Here is an 18,149-nt window from a genome sequence, read left to right as displayed (position 1 = left end):
GACCCGAGTATCAACAGACAGCTTGAAAAATGCGTTGTTGTGCTCCAGGCTTATATAACACGCTGAAAAACAAGAGGACGGAATATGAACAAGAATCTAACAGGAATTCTGAGTGCAGCGGCGGTATTGACTATGCTGGCAGGCTGTACGGCTTACGATCGTACTAAAGACCAATTTGTGCAGCCCGTGGTGAAAGATGTGAAGAAAGGGATGAGCCGGGCGCAAGTGGCGCAGATTGCCGGTAAACCTTCTTCTGAAGTCAGCATGATCCATGCGCGTGGTACATGTCAGACCTACATCCTGGGTCAACGAGATGGTAAAGCAGAGACCTATTTTGTTGCATTAGATGATACTGGGCACGTGATTAATTCCGGCTACCAGACCTGTGCGGAGTACGACACCGACCCGCAGGCAGCGAAGAAGTAACAACTGTTTATTGCCTGAGCACTCTGACGAACCGGCCGCTGTGCCGGTTTTTTTGTGTCACGCGATCTTATTTATTGTCGCGAATTATTTGCCCGAAGTGTGAGGGGTGTCATAACCACAGGTCAAGGAGAGACAATTTAGTTGGTCAATGAAATACCATCCGCGGGTGCAATCCCGTATACTCATTTCAGCCACCTAAAAAAGTAATTTAGCTGACGCAAGTTACCCAGAGCATGGATGCAGGTTATGGCTTGCGGAGTGTCTGGTACACAGATAATCGCACATGAGGATCGTTTTAATGGAAAAGAAACACATTTATCTGTTTTGTTCTGCGGGCATGTCGACTTCTTTGTTGGTCTCGAAGATGCGTGCTCAGGCTGAAAAATACGAAGTGCCGGTTATCATTGAAGCGTTTCCCGAAACGCTGGCCGGAGAAAAAGGCCCAGTAGCCGATGTCGTGTTATTAGGTCCACAGATTGCTTATATGTTGCCCGAAATTCAGCGTTTGTTACCCAACAAACCTGTAGAAGTGATTGACTCGCTGTTGTATGGCAAAGTCGATGGTTTAGGCGTGCTTAAGGCTGCAGTTGCAGCAATTAAAAAAGCCGCAGCAAATTAATTATTTTAAATTTTCCCGTCAAAGAGTTATTTCATTAACATTCACCGCAATTGTTAATTGCGGTATTTAAGGGTATTTTTCTATGAGTAACGCTATTGCTTCACTTGAAAAGGTACTCCTTCCTTTTGCTGTAAAAATTGGAAAGCAGCCACACGTTAATGCAATCAAAAACGGTTTTATTCGTTTAATGCCGTTAACCCTCGCAGGGGCTATGTTTGTATTAATCAATAACGTTTTCCTGAGCTTTGGGGAGGGGTCGTTTTTTTATTCCATGGGCATTCGACTTGATGCTTCAACTATTGAAACACTAAATAGTTTAAAAGGCATCGGTGGGAACGTCTATAACGGTACGCTGGGTATTATGTCATTGATGGCGCCATTCTTTATCGGTATGGCGTTGGCGGAAGAACGCAAGGTCGATGCGCTGGCTGCTGGTTTATTATCTGTCGCCGCATTTATGACAGTCACACCTTACAGTGTGGGTGAAGCCTATGCCGTGGGTGCTAACTGGCTGGGCGGTGCGAACATTATTTCCGGTATTATTATCGGCCTGGTGGTCGCGGAAATGTTCACCTTCGTCGTGCATCGTAATTGGGTTATTAAATTACCTGATAGCGTTCCGGCTTCTGTTTCTCGCTCCTTCTCTGCACTGATTCCTGGCTTCATTATCCTCTCTATTATGGGGATCATCGCCTGGGCGTTGAACACCTGGGGAACGAACTTCCACCAGATCATCATGGATTCCATTTCAACTCCGCTGGCGTCACTGGGTAGTGTGGTGGGTTGGGCATACGTGATTTTTGTTCCGCTGTTGTGGTTCTTTGGTATTCACGGTTCTTTGGCACTGACTGCACTGGACAGCGGTATCATGACCCCCTGGGCGCTGGAAAACATCTCTATCTACCAACAGTTTGGTTCCGTAGACGCGGCACTGGAAGCGGGTAAGACGTTCCACGTCTGGGCGAAGCCGATGCTGGACTCCTATATTTTCCTGGGAGGGAGTGGGGCAACGCTGGGTCTGATTATTGCTATCTTCCTGGCATCTCGTCGCGCTGATTATCGTCAGGTAGCAAAACTGGCACTGCCATCAGGTCTGTTCCAGATTAACGAACCCATTCTGTTCGGTCTGCCGATTATCATGAACCCGGTTATGTTTATTCCATTCATTCTGGTTCAGCCGATTCTGGCAGCGATTACCCTGGCCGCTTATTACACAGGCATTATTCCACCAATTACCAACATTGCACCGTGGACTATGCCAACCGGTTTGGGCGCATTCTTTAACACCAACGGTAGCGTCGCTGCTCTGCTGGTCGCGTTGTTTAACCTTGGCATCGCAACGCTGGTGTACCTGCCATTTGTGGTCGTCGCCAACAAAGCTCAGAACGTCATTGATAAAGAAGAAAGCGAAGAAGATATCGCTAACGCATTGAAATTCTAAATTTAATCCGGCATGGCTATGCGGCCATGCCGGACTGAACCAGAGGAAAAAAGTATGTTGGATATCGAGAACATCGTCGACACGCAGTCAGAAGCAGAAGAGCTTGAAGAAGTGGTGATGGGGCTCATCATCAACTCGGGTCAGGCGCGTAGCCTGGCGTATGGCGCGCTCAAAATGGCCAAACAGGGTGATTTTGAGTCAGCGAAGACCATGATGGAACAGTCTCGCATAGCGCTGAACGAAGCACACCTTGTCCAGACTAAACTGATTGAAGGCGATCAGGGTGAAGGTAAAATGAAAGTCAGCCTGGTGCTGGTCCATGCACAGGACCACCTGATGACGTCGATGCTGGCACGTGAACTGGTGACAGAACTGATTGAGCTTCACGAGAAGCTGAAATAGCGAGGAGTGCAGAATGCAGCTACAGATTAACGCACCGGAAATCAAAACCGTCTATGAGCAGCAGCTTTTTAATGGCAAAAATTTTCATGTGTTCATCTATAACAAAACTGAGAGCATCAGTGGGCTGCATCAGCATGATTACTACGAATTTACCCTTGTATTAACTGGACGTTACTATCAGGAAATCAACGGTAAGCGTGTACTGCTTGAGCGCGGAGACTTTGTCTTTATCCCGTTGGGATCGCATCACCAAAGTTTCTATGATTTCGGCGCGACGCGAATTCTTAACGTTGGTATCAGTAAACGTTTTTTTGAACAGCACTACCACCCGTTGCTGCCATTTTGTTTTGTCGCATCGCAGGTGTATCGGGCGAACAGCTCGTTTCTTACCTACATCGAAACGGTTATAGCATCACTGAACTTTCGTGAAAGCGGACTGGATGAATTTGTAGAAGTGGTCACCTTCTATATTATTAATCGGTTACGCCATCATCGGGAAGAGCAGGTGCTGGATGATATTCCACAATGGCTTAAAACTACCGTGGAAAGCATGCATGACAAAAGGCAGTTTAGCGAAAATGCGCTGGAAAATATGGTACACCTGTCCGCAAAATCCCAGGAGTATCTGACCCGTGCAACCCAGCGTTATTACAGTAAAACGCCAATGCAGATTATTAATGAAATCCGCATTAATTTTGCTAAAAAACAGCTGGAAATGACTAACTATTCTGTAACTGATATTGCCTATGAGTCTGGTTACAGTAGTCCGAGCTTGTTTATTAAAACGTTTAAAAAGCTGACGTCGTTTACACCAAATAGCTATCGTAAGAAATTAACGGAATTTAATCAGTAAATTTTATTTACCAATAACCAATTTTTATAGCTTGCCCAAAATAGCGCTGGGACTGCCACGCTATACCTGACGAATGGGTTGAGCATAATACGTGTCAGTGTTTTTACACTGAAGGGAGAAATTATGAGCCAGAAATTAAAAGTCGTCACTATCGGTGGCGGGAGCAGCTACACCCCTGAATTACTTGAAGGCTTTATTAAGCGTTATCATGAATTACCGGTCTCTGAATTGTGGCTGGTGGATGTCGACGGTGGTAAAGAGAAGCTGGACATTATTTTTGACCTCTGCCAGCGCATGATTGATAAAGCTGGCGTCCCGATGAAAGTGTATAAAACGCTGGATCGCCGCGAAGCGCTGAAAGATGCTGATTTCGTTACTACCCAGTTGCGGGTTGGGCAACTGCAAGCCCGTGAAAAGGATGAACGCATTCCGCTGAGCCACGGGTATCTGGGGCAGGAAACCAACGGCGCTGGCGGGCTGTTCAAAGGCCTGCGTACCATTCCGGTTATCTTTGATATTGTGAAAGATGTGGAAGAACTGTGCCCGAATGCGTGGGTGATCAACTTCACTAACCCAGCCGGGATGGTGACTGAGGCGGTTTATCGCCATACGAATTTCAAGAAATTCATCGGGGTATGTAATATTCCGATCGGCATGAAAATGTTCATCAGCGACGTGCTGGCGCTGAAAGAGAGCGATGACTTATCCATCGATCTGTTTGGTCTGAACCATATGGTCTTCATTAAGGATGTTCTGGTCAACGGTGTGTCACGCTTTGATGAACTGCTGGACGGCGTTGCGTCGGGTCAGTTGAAAGCCTCTGGCGTGAAGAACATCTTCGATCTGCCGTTCAGTGAAGGGCTGATTCGTTCACTGAGGCTGCTGCCGTGCTCGTATTTGCTGTACTACTTCAAGCCAAAAGAGATGCTGGCGATTGAAATGGGCGAATATTACAAAGGTGGTGCACGCGCACAGGTGGTACAGAAAGTAGAAAAGCAACTGTTTGATCTGTATAAAAATCCTGAGTTGAATGTTAAGCCGAAAGAGCTGGAACAGCGTGGCGGGGCTTATTACTCTGATGCCGCGTGTGAAGTCATCAATGCTATCTACAACGACAAACAGACCGAACATTACGTCAACATTCCTCATCATGGCCATGTTGATAATATTCCTGCGGACTGGGCCGTTGAGATGACCTGCACGCTGGGGCGCAATGGTGCAACTCCGCACCCACGTATCACCCATTTCGATGAAAAGGTTCTGGGGCTTATCTATACCATTAAAGGTTTTGAAGTGGCGGCGAGCAACGCAGCACTGAGCGGCGAGTTGAATGATGTGCTGCTGGCGTTGAACCTGAGCCCGCTGGTGCATTCCGACACTGATGCTGAAATTCTTGCCCGTGAGCTGATTCTGGCGCATGAAAAATGGCTGCCAAATTTCGCCGGATGCATCGAGAAACTTAAAAGCGAACAACACTAACTGAGGTTGGCTATGGAACGCGTACTGATTGTGAATGCGGATGATTTTGGCCTGAGCAAAGGACAAAACTACGGCATTGTTGAAGCCTGTCGCAATGGCATTGTCACCTCAACCACGGCCCTGGTGAATGGCGAGGCGATAGAGCATGCGGTACAGCTTAGTCGCGATATACCGGAGCTTGCCGTTGGGATGCACTTTGTCCTGACGCTCGGCAAACCGTTAACGGCTATGCCGGGTCTGACGCGTGACGGTGTGTTAGGGAAATGGATCTGGCAGATGGCAGAGGAAGAAACGTTGCCGCTGGAAGAGATTTCTCGGGAGCTGGCTGCACAGTATCAGCGTTTTATTGACCTGTTCGGGCGGGGGCCGACGCATCTGGATAGTCATCACCACGTGCATATGTTCCCGCAGATTTTCCCAATTGTCGCCAGTTTTGCCGCGGAGAGAGGCGTTGCGTTGCGGATCGATCGGCAGACGGTGTTCCAGGCGTCCGATTTACCGGAAACGTTGCGTACCTCCCAGGGATTTAGCAGTGAGTTTTATGGCGACGCGATTTCTGAGGCCCTGTTTTTGCAGACGCTGGACGCGTCCGCAGACCGGGGAGAGTCCTCGCTGGAAGTGATGTGTCATCCGGCGTTTATCGATGACATCATTCGACAAAGTGCCTACTGTTACCCCCGCTTAACTGAGCTTGACGTACTGACGTCTTCGTCATTGAAATACGCTATTGCGGAGCGCGGTTATCGTCTTGGCAGTTTTCTGAACGTTTAATTCCTGAGTTGGCGGCGCGTCGGTGCGCCGCATTTTTTTGTCTGCGTCATTGATGTTTGCTGCAACTTATCTGTTCCCCCCATTATCGCCACCCACTTCACGAATTCACTGTTTTTGCACCGTCCAGGGGTAAAATCAGCTAAGATAGCGTTTTTCAGATTTTTAGAATTTGTCTTTAGTGAAGCAACTGATTATGAAACCTCTTCGCCAACAAAATCGTCCGGTCATCAGCTATGTTCCTCGCGTGGAGCCCGCTCCGCCAGAGCATGCGGTGAAAATGGATGCGTTTCGTGACGTATGGATACTGCGCGGAAAATATGTCGCTTTTGTCTTAATGGGGGAGGCGTTTCAGCGTTCGCCTGCATTTACGGTTCCGGAGTCGGCCCAGCGCTGGGCTAACCAGATTCGCCAGGAAAACGAACTGAGCGATTAATCGGATATAAAAAAACCGCCGGAGCATAACTCACTGGCGGTTTTTTGTTTTGCGCAGACAGGCTTTTAGCGATGCGCCAGTTCGGCGTGATCGTCGCTGTCCAGAATCGATTTATCGGTCTGTTTCAGCCATTGGCTGGTCAGCGTACCAGCGGTCATGGAACCGCTAACGTTCAATGCAGTACGCCCCATATCGATCAGCGGTTCAACGGAGATCAACAGAGCAACCAGTGTGACCGGCAGACCCATGGCAGGCAGTACGATCAGTGCCGCGAAGGTCGCGCCGCCGCCCACACCCGCAACTCCTGCAGAACTGACGGTCACGATACCCACCAGTGTGGCAATCCACATTGGGTCCAGCGGGTTAATGCCGACAGTTGGTGCCACCATTACGGCCAGCATCGCCGGATACAGACCCGCACAACCGTTTTGACCAATCGTTGCACCAAAAGAGGCGGCAAAGCTGGCGATGGACTCAGGGACGCCCAGACGGCGGGTTTGCGCTTCAACGTTCAGTGGAATAGAAGCGGCACTGGAACGGCTGGTGAAGGCGAAAGTCAGTACTGGCCAGACTTTGCGGAAGTATTTCAGTGGGCTAACGCCGTTAATACCCAGCAGGATGCCGTGTACGACGAACATAATGCCCAGGCCGAGATACGAGGCAACGACGAAGCTACCCAGCTTAATGATGTCCTGCAGGTTGGAACCGGCAACCACTTTGGTCATGAGCGCCAGAACACCATACGGCGTCAACTGCATCACCAGACGAACCAGCTTCATCACCCAGCTTTGCAGGGTATCGATAGCCGTTAATACGCGCTCGCCTTTTGGCGCATCATCTTTCAACAGCTTCAGTGCGGCAACACCGAGGAATGCAGCAAAGATGACCACGCTGATAATCGACGTCGGGTTAGCACCGGTCAGATCGGCAAACGGGTTTTTCGGGATAAACGACAGTACCAGCTGCGGAACGCTGAGGTCAGCCACTTTGCCGACATAGTTGGTTTCAATAGCGTTCAGACGTGCAGTCTCGGCACCACCTTGCACCAGGCCTTCGGCGGTCAGGCCGAACAGGTTGGTTACCAGAACCCCGACCAGTGCGGCAATCAGCGTTGTAAACAGCAGCGTGCCGATGGTCAGGAAGCTGATTTTACCTAACTGAGAGGCGTTGTGCAGACGCGCAACGGCGCTGAGAATAGACGCAAATACCAGCGGCATGACAATCATCTGCAGCAACTGGACATAACCGTTGCCGACAATGTTGAACCACTGTACGGAATCTTTAAGAACCTGGCTGTCGGAGCCATAAATGGTATGCAGGGCGAGACCAAACACCACGCCCATGACCAGACCGACCAGTACTTTTTTGGCCAGACTCCACTGTTTGTGGCGGGCTTGCGCCAGCACGAACAGCAGTACTACGAACACGATAATGTTCGCGATTAATGGAAAGTTCATCCCCGTTCTCCTGATCTTATTATGCGTATCACCATGCAATGGTGATTCTGTTGGCGCAAGATTAGCAGAACTGTGACTTGCCTCTTATATTCAAATGGAATTGTTTATACCTAAAATGACATTTTGGCCGATTTATTAGTCAACCTGGTGCGTTATAAAACGATTAAACTGCATTTGCAGCGTATTAATCATCTGTGATGACCAGCGTACCGCGCTGTTCTCTTGTACGGTCTGCGGCATCCAGATAGCCCAGGCAAACAGCGCCATGCACAGGAACCGTTCCAGTTGGTTGCCTTTTTGCGGCACGAGGATGGGCAGACGAAAACGCCAGCGGCAGGGCCAAAGCAGGGGAACGCCTGCCGGAGTCAGCATGTCAGCCAGAATGTGACTGAGATAACCGAGAACCATACCTTGTAAGGCATCGGCCGGGATTATCCAGCTATCCGGAACTTTCAGGTAAAACGTGGCCAGCAGGGCAAAGACGGCCAGCAGGCTGTGAGTAAACCCGCGATGGCCAAATGCCCGGGCAATAGGCTTTGATATCCACTTCAGCCGCTGCCCGAGCAGGGATTTCGGGTGATCGATATCGGGTAGCAGGCAGGTTAAAATGGCCGAAGGTACAATATGCCACCAATCACCCTGAGCAAGAACGGGCGTCAGCTCGGCATTTTTGGCAAATACCGCACAGGCAATAGAAAAAAGGAGATGGCCTTCCGCCGTCATGATAAAACCCAATGAACTGTCAATTCATACAGTATAGGGGTTTTATACAGTAGGCGGAAGAGGTGACGTTGTAACCCTTTGTCACAAATGCACGATTAACGCGCCAACCAACCTCCGTCCACGGCAAGCGTGTAACCGTTGATATAGTCAGAAGCCTGGCTGGCGAGAAAAACGACCGGGCCTTGCAAGTCATCCGGTGTTCCCCAGCGCCCTGCGGGAATGCGATCGACAATTTGCTGGTTACGCGTACTGTCTTCGCGCAGCTGCTGGGTATTATTGGTCGCCATATAACCGGGTGCGATGGCATTGACATTAATTCCCTGAGCCGCCCACTCATTAGCCAGTAAGCGGGTGATTCCAGGCACGCCACTTTTTGATGCGGTGTAGGAAGGAACGCGGATCCCGCCCTGAAAAGAGAGCATTGAGGCAATGTTAATGATTTTTCCGCCGTTGCCCTGAACCAGAAACTGGCGCGCCACTGCCTGTGACAGGAAAAAAACGGATTTGAGATTCAGATTCATCACGTCATCCCAGTCTTTTTCACTAAAATCCAGTGCATCCTGACGACGTATGGTTCCCGCATTGTTGACCAGAATATCGACCCGGCCAAACGCGGCCACAGTTTGGGTCACTATGCCAGACAGCGCCTCTTGTTGGCTGAGGTCGGCCTGAATGGCCATAAAACGCCGACCGACTGCGGTGATTTTCTCTGCGGTTTCATGTGGTATTTTACGATTCACGCCGACTACATCGCAGCCCGCTTCAGCCAGCGCCACTGCCATACCCTGCCCAAGCCCGGTATCACAACCAGTGACGATTGCGACTTTACCCTCAAGACGAAACGCGTCCAGAACCATGTACACCTCAGCTAATTTTACTGTTAATGCCTTGCAATAGGAGAAGAATAGAAGAGGTTGAACAAAAATACAATTAAAATGAAACTGCGTTTCAAAAATATTGATGGGCGAAAAATGGGCAATGAAAATTGGGCAATATGGTCATTGCCCGGCGGGAGATCAACCGCGAAGATGCCCGGTAGTGAGCTCAGTCAACGAGGCCAGTTTGACGTCGGCAAGCACAAAACGGGGATCATCCTGATTTTCATGAGCGGGGACAACAATTGAGCGCATTCGCGCTGCTTTCGACGCAATCATCCCGTTCACGGAATCTTCCAGCGCGACACAAGATAACGGGGATACGCCCAGCTTCTGGGCACAATCGAGGTAAACCTGCGGGTGCGGTTTGCTGTATGGTAATTTTTCTGCCGAGGCCAGCGCGTCAAAGCTATCGCGCAGATCAAACATGGTCAGCACTTTTTCCAGCATATGCAGCGGTGATGCAGAGGCCAGTCCTACCCGTATTCCCTGGGATTTGCACAGTGCCACAGCTTCACGAACGCCCGGCAACAGGGGGCGTGTTTCTTCTACCAGCGCAATAGCCCGTGTAATGATGCGTTCCGTCACTTCCTGACGAGAAGGACCTTTCCACGGTTGCTGTGCGAACCAAAGATCAACAACCATATCGATACGTAAACCAAGCGTGTCGGGAAGTTCATGGCGGCGGGTGATATCTACGCCTAAACTTGCAATCACATCCAGTTCGGCCTGATCCCAAAGCGGTTCTGAATCGACCAGTAATCCATCCATATCGAAAATTGCAGCAAGAATTTGACGCGGGGTTGGCATCACAACCTCTCCTTTAGGGTGATAACAGGGATTAAGAGCCAGTCATAACAGGCTCTGAGCGTTCATTATGGCTAATTCAGCAGTATACCGCCTTTAAAGATCAGGCGAAAACGGTTATCAACGGGTAAACTTAGGCCAAAATGACACGTCTTTATCAAGGGGAACTCATGACGTATCAACAAGCTGGACGCATTGCTGTCTTGAAAAGGTTGCTGGGATGGGTGATTTTCATCCCGGCGCTGATTTCAACACTGGTTTCAGTACTGAAGTTTATGTACGCGCACAGCGAAAAGCAGGAAGGGATTAATGCGGTAATGCTCGATTTTGCCCACGTGATGATCGACATGATGCGGGTGAATACGCCGTTTCTTAATCTGTTTTGGTATAACTCGCCGACACCGGATTTTCAGACCGGACTTAATCTTGTTTTTTGGTTGATTTTCATTCTGATATTCATCGGTCTGGCATTGCAGGACTCTGGCGCCAGAATGAGTCGTCAGGCGCGTTTTTTACGCGAGGGCGTTGAAGATCAGTTGATTCTGGAACAGGCAAAAGGCAGTGAAGGGTTATCGCGTGAGCAAATTGAGTCGCGTATTGTCGTGCCACATCATACGATCTTTTTACAAATCTTCCCGCTCTATATTTTGCCGGTGATTGTTATCGTGATCGGCTATTTCTTCTTTTCATTACTGGGATTTTTGTAAGTCCGATATTATCAGGCCTGGACTACGTGAAGCGTCAGGCCTGATAAGCAAAGCCGCCTTCGGGCTATTTATACGTTAAGCCGCCAGTAACCTTTCCATCGCTTTTTGCGCCACCACCAGGTGCTGCCCGCCAAATAGAATTGCCCGATTCAGCAACGTATACAACTGATAGATAGGCTGCCTGTCGAGAAAATCTAACGGTAGCGGCGAGACAGACTGGTAACCGTCATAAATCTGCGGCGGTTGATCGGTATGTAACGGCAACATTGCCAGATCGCACTCTCTGTCACCCCAGTAACAGGCGGGGTCAAAGATGTAGGGGCCATTCGGCCCGAGCGCACAGTTTGCCGACCACAAATCGCCGTGCAGGAGAGAAGGTTGTGGCTGATGGGAGGAGAGTCGTTGTTGAACATGATCGACAATGGCGTCAATATTGCCAAACGCAATGCCTTTTTCCGCCGCAAGTTCCAGTTGCCAGCCGATGCGTTGCTCGGCGAAGAAGGTTGACCAGCGACGCTGCCAGGCATTGGGTTGTGGCGTAGTGGAGAGTGCATTATCGAAGTCGAGGCCGAACTGCGGTTGATCGCTCCATTCGTGCAAATGCGCAAGCTGTTGACCGAGAATAAACGCGTTATGCGCATCAAGCGGACGGGGAGGGAGGAAATCCATCACCAGAAAGCTGTAATCTCTGTCTGCGCCTACTGCCCAGACTTTCGGTACAGATACAGTTTGACTGCGGGAAAGTAGCCCCAGCTGATCGGCTTCTGCCGTAAAGCCGGTTAACAGCTCTCTTTCATCGCATTTGACGAAAAAATCTCTCCCCGCATAGCGTAAATGCCATGCGGCGTGAATCTCTCCGCCGGGCAGTTCATTACGCAGTTCGATTTCGCCTTCACCTAATTGCTCGCTTAAAAGACGACTGATAGCCTGCCACATGATGTCTCTCCCCATGTTGTCTGCCAGATCATAAGGTTAGCGCAAGAATGCGGTTAAAAAACACGAACTGACGCACACCACGGACGCGTCATCGCTGGAAAGGCACTTAATGTTTGTCGCTCTTCTTCACCCCGTACCGTTGTGGAGACGTCTGACTGCACATGATTCACTTCTTTGTAATCACGTGATTTTTTATCATAGTCGCATAACACCCATGCTGACAGTTTTACGCGAGAATCCCCCTTTCTCTTCAAAAGAGGGACGGTGTTATTACTGAGTGAGATACGAATAAATTTTTTGCGTGTCGTCCAAAGAGCACAGGCGCGTACCCTGATTGAGCGTTGCTGCGCTACCTGCGGCGACGCCGTAACGGACAATATCCTCAAAAGGTGCATTCTCAGCCAGTTTAAGCGTCATGGCCCCGACCATGCTGTCGCCCGCGCCTACGGTGCTTTGACTTTTCACCGGCGGAGGGACGACCTGGACGCACGTTTCTTGATTGACGCCCAACGCCCCTTGTGGCCCAAGAGAGACCACAACGCGAAGCGCTTTCCCACTATGTACGATTTCCTGCGCGGCCTTGCGCACATCATCGGGCTGTGTCAGTTCGCGGTTTACCAGCGCACTCAGTTCTTTGAGGTTGGGTTTGACCAGTTCGATATTGCCGATGGCTAACGCCGCCGTCAGTGCTTCGCCTGAGCTGTCGACAATACAGCGGATCCCCTGTTTTTGTGCGGTAGTGATGAGCCGGGTCATTTTTTCTATTTGTACACCGGGCGGCAAACTGCCGCTAATGACCAGTATCGCACCCGATTCAATTTCCAGTACCTGATCCTGCAATTGGTAGAATTCGTCATCAGTCAGCGCTGCACCGGGCATGACAAAACGATACTGCTCGCCGCTGGATTCGACGTGGACATGGAGATTTTGTCGGGTCCAGTCTTTAGCCTCGATAGTCGAGACGGGAACATTTTCGTCGGCAAGTAAAGAAACTAAGTGCTCGCCGGTTGCCCCCCCCGCGGGGAAAATCGCCGTTGCAGTTCCGCCAAGATGTGCAATGGCGCGGGCGACGTTGATGCCCCCGCCGCCAGGTTCAAAAACTGGTGAGGTACAGCGAAGTTTACCTTCGGGGTAGATTTGTGGAGTGGTTGTTGCGCTATCGAGAGAGGGCGCAAGTGTTAACGTATAGATACGTACCATCTTTACCTCCTGTTAGGCTGACCCCAGTCTGGCACTTAACGCCACGAAAGTGAAGTAATTAACAACATGATTTCTCGCAGCTTTATTTAAAATTCTCGTGCCAAAGATATATAAATAAAATAAAGGATTAGGAACGCTCTTATTCAAAAAATGAAATAAGAATTTATTGCTATGTTATTCGAGTCTTTTTATAATTTGTTACCTTTCAAGGGTCTTTTGTCATTGATCCACATGAAAGTTTCCGAGACCGTTATGGTCTCTTTTTTTGTTGTACGGACTCTTTATAAATGAAGCTTTTGAAGACAGTGCCCGCAGCAGTATTGCTGACGGGGTGCGTGTTTGCGTCAATGCATGCCGCCGCCGATGATTCCGTTTTTACTGTCATGGATGACCCTTCCAGCGCGAAAAAACCCTTTGAAGGTAACCTGAACGCGGGATATCTTGCCCAGTCAGGCAACACAAAAAGTTCTTCTTTAACCGCCGACACCACCATGACCTGGTATGGTCAATCTACGGCGTGGTCTCTGTGGGGAAATGCCAGCAACACCTCCTCAAATGATGAGCGTTCATCTGAGAAATATGCTGTAGGTGGTCGTAGTCGTTACAACATGACTGACTATGACTATCTCTTTGGTCAGGCCAGTTGGTTAACAGACCGTTATAACGGATACCGTGAGCGTGACGTGCTAACGGCCGGTTATGGTCGCCAGTTTCTTAATGGACCGGTACACAGTTTCCGCTTTGAATTCGGTCCTGGTGTACGTTATGACGAGCACACTGATGGCACCACTGAAACGCAACCGTTAGGTTATGCGTCCGGGGCTTATGCGTGGCAGATGACGGACAACACCAAGTTTACGCAGGGTGTGTCGGTATTTGGTGCAGATGATACAACGCTTAACTCTGAAACGGCCTTAAACGTTGCCATCAACGAACACTTTGGATTGAAGGTCGCGTACAACGTCACCTGGAACTCCGAACCGCCGGCAACCGCGCCGGAACATACCGATCGCCGCACGACGCTTTCGCTCGGCTATCGTATGTAATGACAAACCGGGCCAAATAATTGGCCCGGCTTTTATCTATTAACGTTAAGTTTATTTAAAAGTTAATCTGTGTTTTATTTTTAATGCTTATCGATAACTCGCTATTTTTCAGATGAATTCGATTTAATTGATAAATACAACGGAACCAGAAAAGCGGCCAGTATTTTAACCCCAGATCATTGCTGCCCAACGCAGCATCAGCATTGCCGCACAAATAACCAGCAGGATCACCACCATCTTCCAGTGTTTCTTCGCAAAGCGGTTTGTTGGCATTGTTTTTTCCTGCTCCGGTGAAATGACTTTCTACAAGTGTAACAAAGACGTCAGGGTGTCAGTGAATTGATTTACATCATAGAGTGCACGTTGATTGTTGCTTTGATCGCATCCTAATGCCGTGTACACTGTCAAACGGTGTTTTCAAAAAAACGGGCGTAGGTCCAGTGTTACCAGTCAGGTGACCTGTGACATATTTCGCAGAGTGAAGCGGGAATCAGCCCAGACCTTTTTGATAATTTTAAATATTGAATCTTTGTATGTGCTCTTACGTGTGGGGCACCACTGCAAATAAGGATATAACATGCCTGTTATTACTCTTCCTGATGGCAGCCAACGCCATTACGACCACGCTGTAAGCCCCATGGATGTTGCGCTGGACATCGGTCCAGGTCTGGCTAAAGCGACTATTGCTGGCCGTGTTAACGGTGAGCTGGTAGATGCTTCCGATCTGATTGAACATGATGCGAAACTCTCCATCATCACCGCGAAAGATGAAGAAGGTCTGGAGATCATTCGTCACTCTTGTGCGCACCTGTTAGGGCATGCGATCAAACAACTTTGGCCGAACACCAAAATGGCGATCGGACCGGTTGTTGACAACGGTTTTTACTACGATATCGATCTTGACCGTACGTTAACCCAGGAAGATGTCGACGCGCTCGAGAAGCGGATGCACGAGCTCGCTGAGAAAAACTACGATGTCATTAAGAAGAAAGTCAGCTGGTACGAAGCGCGCGAAACCTTCGTGAAGCGTGGCGAGACCTATAAAGTCTCTATTCTTGATGAAAACATCGCCCATGATGACAAGCCTGGCTTGTACCATCATGAAGAATATGTCGATATGTGCCGTGGCCCGCACGTGCCGAACATGCGTTTCTGCCATCACTTCAAACTGATGAAGACCGCAGGGGCATACTGGCGTGGCGACAGCAATAACAAGATGCTGCAGCGTATTTATGGTACTGCATGGGCCGATAAAAAAGCCCTGAATGCCTACCTGCAACGCCTGGAAGAAGCGGCCAAGCGAGACCACCGCAAAATTGGTAAGCAGCTTGACCTGTATCATATGCAGGAAGAAGCACCGGGTATGGTGTTCTGGCATAACGATGGCTGGACTATCTTCCGCGAGTTGGAAGTTTTTGTTCGCTCGAAACTGAAAGAATATCAGTACCAGGAAGTTAAAGGTCCGTTCATGATGGACCGTGTGCTGTGGGAAAAAACAGGTCACTGGGACAACTACAAAGATGCAATGTTCACGACCTCGTCTGAGAACCGTGAGTACTGCATTAAACCTATGAACTGCCCGGGCCACGTGCAGATCTTTAACCAGGGTCTGAAATCCTATCGCGATCTGCCGTTGCGTATGGCTGAATTTGGTAGCTGTCACCGTAACGAGCCGTCAGGTGCGCTGCACGGTCTGATGCGTGTACGTGGCTTTACTCAGGATGATGCACATATCTTCTGTACTGAAGAGCAGATTCGCGATGAAGTTAACGCCTGCATTCGTATGGTCTACGATATGTACAGCACCTTTGGCTTCGAGAAAATCGTCGTCAAACTGTCCACTCGCCCCGAAAAACGTATCGGTAGCGATGAAATGTGGGACCGTGCTGAAGCTGACCTGGCCGTTGCGCTGGAAGAAAACAACATCCCGTTTGAGTTCCAACTGGGTGAGGGCGCATTCTACGGTCCGAAAATTGAATTTACCCTGTATGACTGCCTCGATCGTGCATGGCAGTGCGGTACTGTACAGCTGGACTTCTCTCTGCCGTCCCGTTTAAGCGCCTCTTATGTTGGCGAAAACAACGAACGCCAGGTGCCGGTTATGATTCACCGCGCAATTCTTGGGTCGATGGAACGTTTCATTGGTATCCTGACCGAAGAGTTCGCTGGCTTCTTCCCGACCTGGCTTGCGCCGGTTCAGGTTGTGGTCATGAACATCACCGATTCTCAGTCTGAATACGTCAACGAATTAACGCAGAAACTACAAAATGCGGGTATTCGTGTAAAAGCAGACTTGAGAAATGAGAAGATAGGCTTTAAAATCCGCGAGCACACTTTACGTCGTGTCCCTTACATGTTGGTCTGTGGCGACAAAGAGGTAGAAGCAGGCAAAGTTGCCGTGCGCACCCGTCGTGGCAAAGACTTGGGCAGCCTGGACGTAAATGAAGTGATTGAGAAGCTGCAACAAGAGATTCGCAGCCGCAGTCTTCAACAACTGGAGGAATAAGGTATTAAAGGCGGAAAACGAGTTCAAACGGCACGTCCGAATCGTATCAATGGCGAGATTCGCGCCCTGGAAGTTCGCTTAACAGGTCTGGAAGGCGAAGCTTTGGGTATTGTGAGTCTGAGAGAAGCGATCGAAAAGGCTGAAGAAGCTGGAGTAGATTTAGTTGAAATCAGCCCTAACGCCGAACCGCCAGTTTGTCGTATTATGGACTACGGCAAGTTCCTTTATGAAAAGAGTAAGTCTTCTAAGGAACAGAAGAAAAAGCAAAAAGTTATCCAGGTTAAGGAAATTAAATTCCGTCCTGGCACCGACGATGGCGATTACCAGGTAAAACTCCGCAGCCTGGTACGCTTTCTGGAAGATGGCGATAAGGCTAAGATCACGCTGCGTTTTCGCGGTCGTGAGATGGCCCACCAACAGATCGGTATGGAAGTGCTCAACCGCGTCCGTGACGATCTGAGTGAACTGGCAGTAGTCGAATCCTTCCCTACGAAGATCGAAGGCCGCCAGATGATCATGGTGCTCGCTCCTAAGAAGAAACAGTAAGGCCTTCAAGTAGCAATGCCTGTGGAGCCTACGGGTTCCACAGCCGTTGTTCGCCTACGTTTCGTTTATTAACAATGCGAAGTGGAAGTTATTAAAATGCCAAAAATTAAGACCGTACGCGGTGCTGCTAAGCGTTTCAAAAAAACCGGTGGTGGTGGATTTAAGCGTAAGCACGCAAACCTGCGTCATATTCTGACCAAAAAATCTACTAAGCGTAAACGTCACCTGCGTCCAAAAGGCCTCGTGTCTAAAGGCGATCTGGGTCTGGTTATCGCGTGCCTGCCGTACGCATAAGCCGTTAACGTTTAATTCATTTTTTTACTAAGAATATAGAGACAGGAGAGCACATATGGCTCGCGTAAAACGTGGTGTAGTTGCCCGTGCACGTCACAAGAAAATTTTGAAACAAGCTAAAGGCTACTACGGTGCGCGTTCTCGCGTATACCGCGTTGCCTTCCAGGCTGTTATCAAAGCTGGTCAGTACGCTTATCGTGACCGTCGTCAGAAAAAGCGTCAGTTCCGTCAACTGTGGATTGCGCGTATCAACGCAGCAGCACGTCAGAACGGTATTTCTTACAGCAAATTCATCAACGGCCTGAAAAAAGCCTCTGTTGAAATCGACCGTAAGATCCTGGCTGACATCGCAGTATTCGACAAAGTAGCGTTCACCGCTCTGGTCGAAAAAGCGAAAGCAGCTCTGGCATAAGCCGGTGAAAAGAGGGAGCCTTGCTCCCTCTCTTTTATTTGTAGTGCAATCAATTAGTTGACAATTTATCCGTAAGCCTTTTCAATAAAGGTTGTCCGGTTTTTACCACACAAGGTAACGCAAGCATGAATGCTGCTATTTTCCGCTTCTTCTTTTACTTTAGCACCTGAAATCAGGAGGCTTGCGCGTGAAAGAAGAAACGGAAAACAGCGCCTA

Annotated in this window: 22 protein-coding genes and 1 other annotated feature (1 of these 23 cut by a window edge); of the genes, 15 read left to right on the top strand and 7 right to left on the bottom strand. The window is 49.3% G+C overall.

What is annotated here, in order from left to right; translation table 11 throughout:
• Positions 1 to 84 precede the first annotated feature (84 nt).
• From osmE to cedA, 8 genes are all read left to right on the top strand, one after another.
• Positions 85 to 426 carry an osmotically-inducible lipoprotein OsmE gene (osmE, locus tag SK32_RS06875; protein WP_003030621.1) on the top strand — a complete coding sequence of 114 codons (342 nt, stop codon included), beginning with the start codon at positions 85 to 87 and terminating at the stop codon, positions 424 to 426.
• Between the two features lie 298 nt (positions 427 to 724).
• On the top strand, positions 725 to 1,045 hold the full coding sequence (chbB, locus tag SK32_RS06870) for a PTS N,N'-diacetylchitobiose transporter subunit IIB (protein ID WP_003832547.1): 321 nt from the start codon (positions 725 to 727) through the stop codon (positions 1,043 to 1,045).
• 82 nt (positions 1,046 to 1,127) lie between these two features.
• The gene (gene chbC, locus SK32_RS06865) at positions 1,128 to 2,486 is read left to right on the top strand and encodes a PTS N,N'-diacetylchitobiose transporter subunit IIC (RefSeq protein WP_040233680.1); all 1,359 of its coding nucleotides are present in this window, start codon (positions 1,128 to 1,130) and stop codon (positions 2,484 to 2,486) included.
• 54 nt (positions 2,487 to 2,540) lie between these two features.
• A complete protein-coding gene (gene chbA, locus SK32_RS06860) occupies positions 2,541 to 2,888 on the top strand; it encodes a PTS N,N'-diacetylchitobiose transporter subunit IIA (RefSeq protein WP_048211885.1) in 348 nt (115 codons plus the stop codon).
• A gap of 13 nt (positions 2,889 to 2,901) precedes the next feature.
• Positions 2,902 to 3,741 (top strand): transcriptional regulator ChbR, encoded by an 840-nt coding sequence (chbR, locus tag SK32_RS06855; protein WP_005120798.1) that lies wholly within the window; start codon positions 2,902 to 2,904, stop codon positions 3,739 to 3,741.
• A 123-nt stretch (positions 3,742 to 3,864) separates the two neighbouring features.
• A complete protein-coding gene (locus SK32_RS06850) occupies positions 3,865 to 5,220 on the top strand; it encodes a 6-phospho-beta-glucosidase (protein ID WP_048211884.1) in 1,356 nt (451 codons plus the stop codon).
• 12 nt (positions 5,221 to 5,232) lie between these two features.
• Positions 5,233 to 5,991 (top strand): chitin disaccharide deacetylase, encoded by a 759-nt coding sequence (gene chbG, locus SK32_RS06845; RefSeq protein WP_048211883.1) that lies wholly within the window; start codon positions 5,233 to 5,235, stop codon positions 5,989 to 5,991.
• Positions 5,992 to 6,160: 169 nt separating this feature from the next.
• A complete protein-coding gene (gene cedA, locus SK32_RS06840) occupies positions 6,161 to 6,424 on the top strand; it encodes a cell division activator CedA (RefSeq protein WP_071887334.1) in 264 nt (87 codons plus the stop codon).
• Between the two features lie 65 nt (positions 6,425 to 6,489).
• Here cedA and tcyP read toward each other — a convergent pair whose 3' ends face one another.
• The 4 genes from tcyP to hxpB all read right to left on the bottom strand — a co-directional run bounded on the left by tcyP (position 6,490) and on the right by hxpB (position 10,289).
• Positions 6,490 to 7,881 carry a cystine/sulfocysteine:cation symporter gene (gene tcyP, locus SK32_RS06835; RefSeq protein ID WP_048211881.1) on the bottom strand — a complete coding sequence of 464 codons (1,392 nt, stop codon included), beginning with the start codon at positions 7,879 to 7,881 and terminating at the stop codon, positions 6,490 to 6,492.
• A 135-nt stretch (positions 7,882 to 8,016) separates the two neighbouring features.
• On the bottom strand, positions 8,017 to 8,616 hold the full coding sequence (locus tag SK32_RS06830) for a metal-dependent hydrolase (RefSeq protein WP_086523651.1): 600 nt from the start codon (positions 8,614 to 8,616) through the stop codon (positions 8,017 to 8,019).
• Between the two features lie 83 nt (positions 8,617 to 8,699).
• Positions 8,700 to 9,461 (bottom strand): 2-dehydro-3-deoxy-D-gluconate 5-dehydrogenase KduD, encoded by a 762-nt coding sequence (kduD, locus tag SK32_RS06825; protein WP_048211879.1) that lies wholly within the window; start codon positions 9,459 to 9,461, stop codon positions 8,700 to 8,702.
• Positions 9,462 to 9,620: 159 nt separating this feature from the next.
• Positions 9,621 to 10,289 (bottom strand): hexitol phosphatase HxpB, encoded by a 669-nt coding sequence (gene hxpB / locus SK32_RS06820; RefSeq protein WP_048211878.1) that lies wholly within the window; start codon positions 10,287 to 10,289, stop codon positions 9,621 to 9,623.
• Positions 10,290 to 10,456: 167 nt separating this feature from the next.
• On the opposite strand from hxpB, the gene SK32_RS06815 reads away from it, so the two are divergent.
• Positions 10,457 to 10,993 (top strand): YniB family protein, encoded by a 537-nt coding sequence (locus tag SK32_RS06815; protein ID WP_048211877.1) that lies wholly within the window; start codon positions 10,457 to 10,459, stop codon positions 10,991 to 10,993.
• A gap of 75 nt (positions 10,994 to 11,068) precedes the next feature.
• On the opposite strand, the gene SK32_RS06810 is transcribed toward SK32_RS06815, so the two are convergent.
• Positions 11,069 to 11,929: a fructosamine kinase family protein gene (locus SK32_RS06810; RefSeq protein ID WP_048211876.1), complete on the bottom strand. Its 861-nt coding sequence runs from the start codon at positions 11,927 to 11,929 to the stop codon at positions 11,069 to 11,071.
• Positions 11,930 to 12,199: 270 nt separating this feature from the next.
• On the bottom strand, positions 12,200 to 13,129 hold the full coding sequence (gene pfkB / locus SK32_RS06805; RefSeq protein ID WP_048211875.1) for a 6-phosphofructokinase II: 930 nt from the start codon (positions 13,127 to 13,129) through the stop codon (positions 12,200 to 12,202).
• Positions 13,130 to 13,416: 287 nt separating this feature from the next.
• On the opposite strand from pfkB, the gene SK32_RS06800 reads away from it, so the two are divergent.
• On the top strand, positions 13,417 to 14,175 hold the full coding sequence (locus SK32_RS06800; protein WP_048211874.1) for a DUF481 domain-containing protein: 759 nt from the start codon (positions 13,417 to 13,419) through the stop codon (positions 14,173 to 14,175).
• 165 nt (positions 14,176 to 14,340) lie between these two features.
• Here the strand turns inward: SK32_RS06800 and yniD are convergent, their stop codons facing one another.
• On the bottom strand, positions 14,341 to 14,448 hold the full coding sequence (yniD, locus tag SK32_RS25985; protein WP_003030590.1) for a small membrane protein YniD: 108 nt from the start codon (positions 14,446 to 14,448) through the stop codon (positions 14,341 to 14,343).
• A 304-nt stretch (positions 14,449 to 14,752) separates the two neighbouring features.
• Between yniD and thrS the strand changes: the two genes are divergently transcribed.
• From thrS to pheM, 5 genes are all read left to right on the top strand, one after another.
• Positions 14,753 to 16,681, top strand: a complete 1,929-nt coding sequence (gene thrS, locus SK32_RS06795) for a threonine--tRNA ligase (protein WP_040233697.1) — start codon at positions 14,753 to 14,755, stop codon at positions 16,679 to 16,681.
• Between the two features lie 3 nt (positions 16,682 to 16,684).
• Positions 16,685 to 17,227, top strand: a complete 543-nt coding sequence (gene infC / locus SK32_RS06790) for a translation initiation factor IF-3 (protein ID WP_048997935.1) — start codon at positions 16,685 to 16,687, stop codon at positions 17,225 to 17,227.
• Between the two features lie 96 nt (positions 17,228 to 17,323).
• Positions 17,324 to 17,521: a 50S ribosomal protein L35 gene (gene rpmI / locus SK32_RS06785; protein WP_003030583.1), complete on the top strand. Its 198-nt coding sequence runs from the start codon at positions 17,324 to 17,326 to the stop codon at positions 17,519 to 17,521.
• Between the two features lie 55 nt (positions 17,522 to 17,576).
• Complete coding sequence (gene rplT, locus SK32_RS06780) at positions 17,577 to 17,933, top strand: 50S ribosomal protein L20 (RefSeq protein WP_003030578.1); 357 nt, start codon at positions 17,577 to 17,579, stop codon at positions 17,931 to 17,933.
• Positions 17,934 to 18,053: 120 nt separating this feature from the next.
• Positions 18,054 to 18,149 (top strand) — a sequence feature (Phe leader region); it runs 29 nt beyond the window's last position.
• On the top strand, positions 18,059 to 18,103 hold the full coding sequence (gene pheM, locus SK32_RS25980; RefSeq protein ID WP_001386830.1) for a pheST operon leader peptide PheM: 45 nt from the start codon (positions 18,059 to 18,061) through the stop codon (positions 18,101 to 18,103). (Overlaps the previous feature by 45 nt.)

Origin of the sequence: Citrobacter sp. MGH100, from assembly GCF_001034465.1 — a bacterium.
Taxonomy (GTDB): Bacteria; Pseudomonadota; Gammaproteobacteria; order Enterobacterales; family Enterobacteriaceae; genus Citrobacter; species Citrobacter youngae.
Note: the sequence above shows the minus strand (reverse complement) of the source record. Positions and strands in the feature narration are given on the sequence as shown.

Excerpts from the sequence above, each read along its gene's own strand:
- osmE (WP_003030621.1), top strand. The coding sequence starts at position 85 with ATGAACAAGAATCTAACAGGAATTCTGAGTGCAGCGGCGGTATTGACT.
- chbB (WP_003832547.1), top strand. The coding sequence starts at position 725 with ATGGAAAAGAAACACATTTATCTGTTTTGTTCTGCGGGCATGTCGACT.
- chbC (WP_040233680.1), top strand. The coding sequence starts at position 1,128 with ATGAGTAACGCTATTGCTTCACTTGAAAAGGTACTCCTTCCTTTTGCT.
- chbA (WP_048211885.1), top strand. The coding sequence starts at position 2,541 with ATGTTGGATATCGAGAACATCGTCGACACGCAGTCAGAAGCAGAAGAG.
- chbR (WP_005120798.1), top strand. The coding sequence starts at position 2,902 with ATGCAGCTACAGATTAACGCACCGGAAATCAAAACCGTCTATGAGCAG.
- SK32_RS06850 (WP_048211884.1), top strand. The coding sequence starts at position 3,865 with ATGAGCCAGAAATTAAAAGTCGTCACTATCGGTGGCGGGAGCAGCTAC.
- chbG (WP_048211883.1), top strand. The coding sequence starts at position 5,233 with ATGGAACGCGTACTGATTGTGAATGCGGATGATTTTGGCCTGAGCAAA.
- tcyP (WP_048211881.1), bottom strand. The coding sequence starts at position 7,881 with ATGAACTTTCCATTAATCGCGAACATTATCGTGTTCGTAGTACTGCTG.
- kduD (WP_048211879.1), bottom strand. The coding sequence starts at position 9,461 with ATGGTTCTGGACGCGTTTCGTCTTGAGGGTAAAGTCGCAATCGTCACT.
- hxpB (WP_048211878.1), bottom strand. The coding sequence starts at position 10,289 with ATGCCAACCCCGCGTCAAATTCTTGCTGCAATTTTCGATATGGATGGA.
- SK32_RS06815 (WP_048211877.1), top strand. The coding sequence starts at position 10,457 with ATGACGTATCAACAAGCTGGACGCATTGCTGTCTTGAAAAGGTTGCTG.
- SK32_RS06810 (WP_048211876.1), bottom strand. The coding sequence starts at position 11,929 with ATGTGGCAGGCTATCAGTCGTCTTTTAAGCGAGCAATTAGGTGAAGGC.
- pfkB (WP_048211875.1), bottom strand. The coding sequence starts at position 13,129 with ATGGTACGTATCTATACGTTAACACTTGCGCCCTCTCTCGATAGCGCA.
- SK32_RS06800 (WP_048211874.1), top strand. The coding sequence starts at position 13,417 with ATGAAGCTTTTGAAGACAGTGCCCGCAGCAGTATTGCTGACGGGGTGC.
- yniD (WP_003030590.1), bottom strand. The coding sequence starts at position 14,448 with ATGCCAACAAACCGCTTTGCGAAGAAACACTGGAAGATGGTGGTGATC.
- thrS (WP_040233697.1), top strand. The coding sequence starts at position 14,753 with ATGCCTGTTATTACTCTTCCTGATGGCAGCCAACGCCATTACGACCAC.
- rpmI (WP_003030583.1), top strand. The coding sequence starts at position 17,324 with ATGCCAAAAATTAAGACCGTACGCGGTGCTGCTAAGCGTTTCAAAAAA.
- rplT (WP_003030578.1), top strand. The coding sequence starts at position 17,577 with ATGGCTCGCGTAAAACGTGGTGTAGTTGCCCGTGCACGTCACAAGAAA.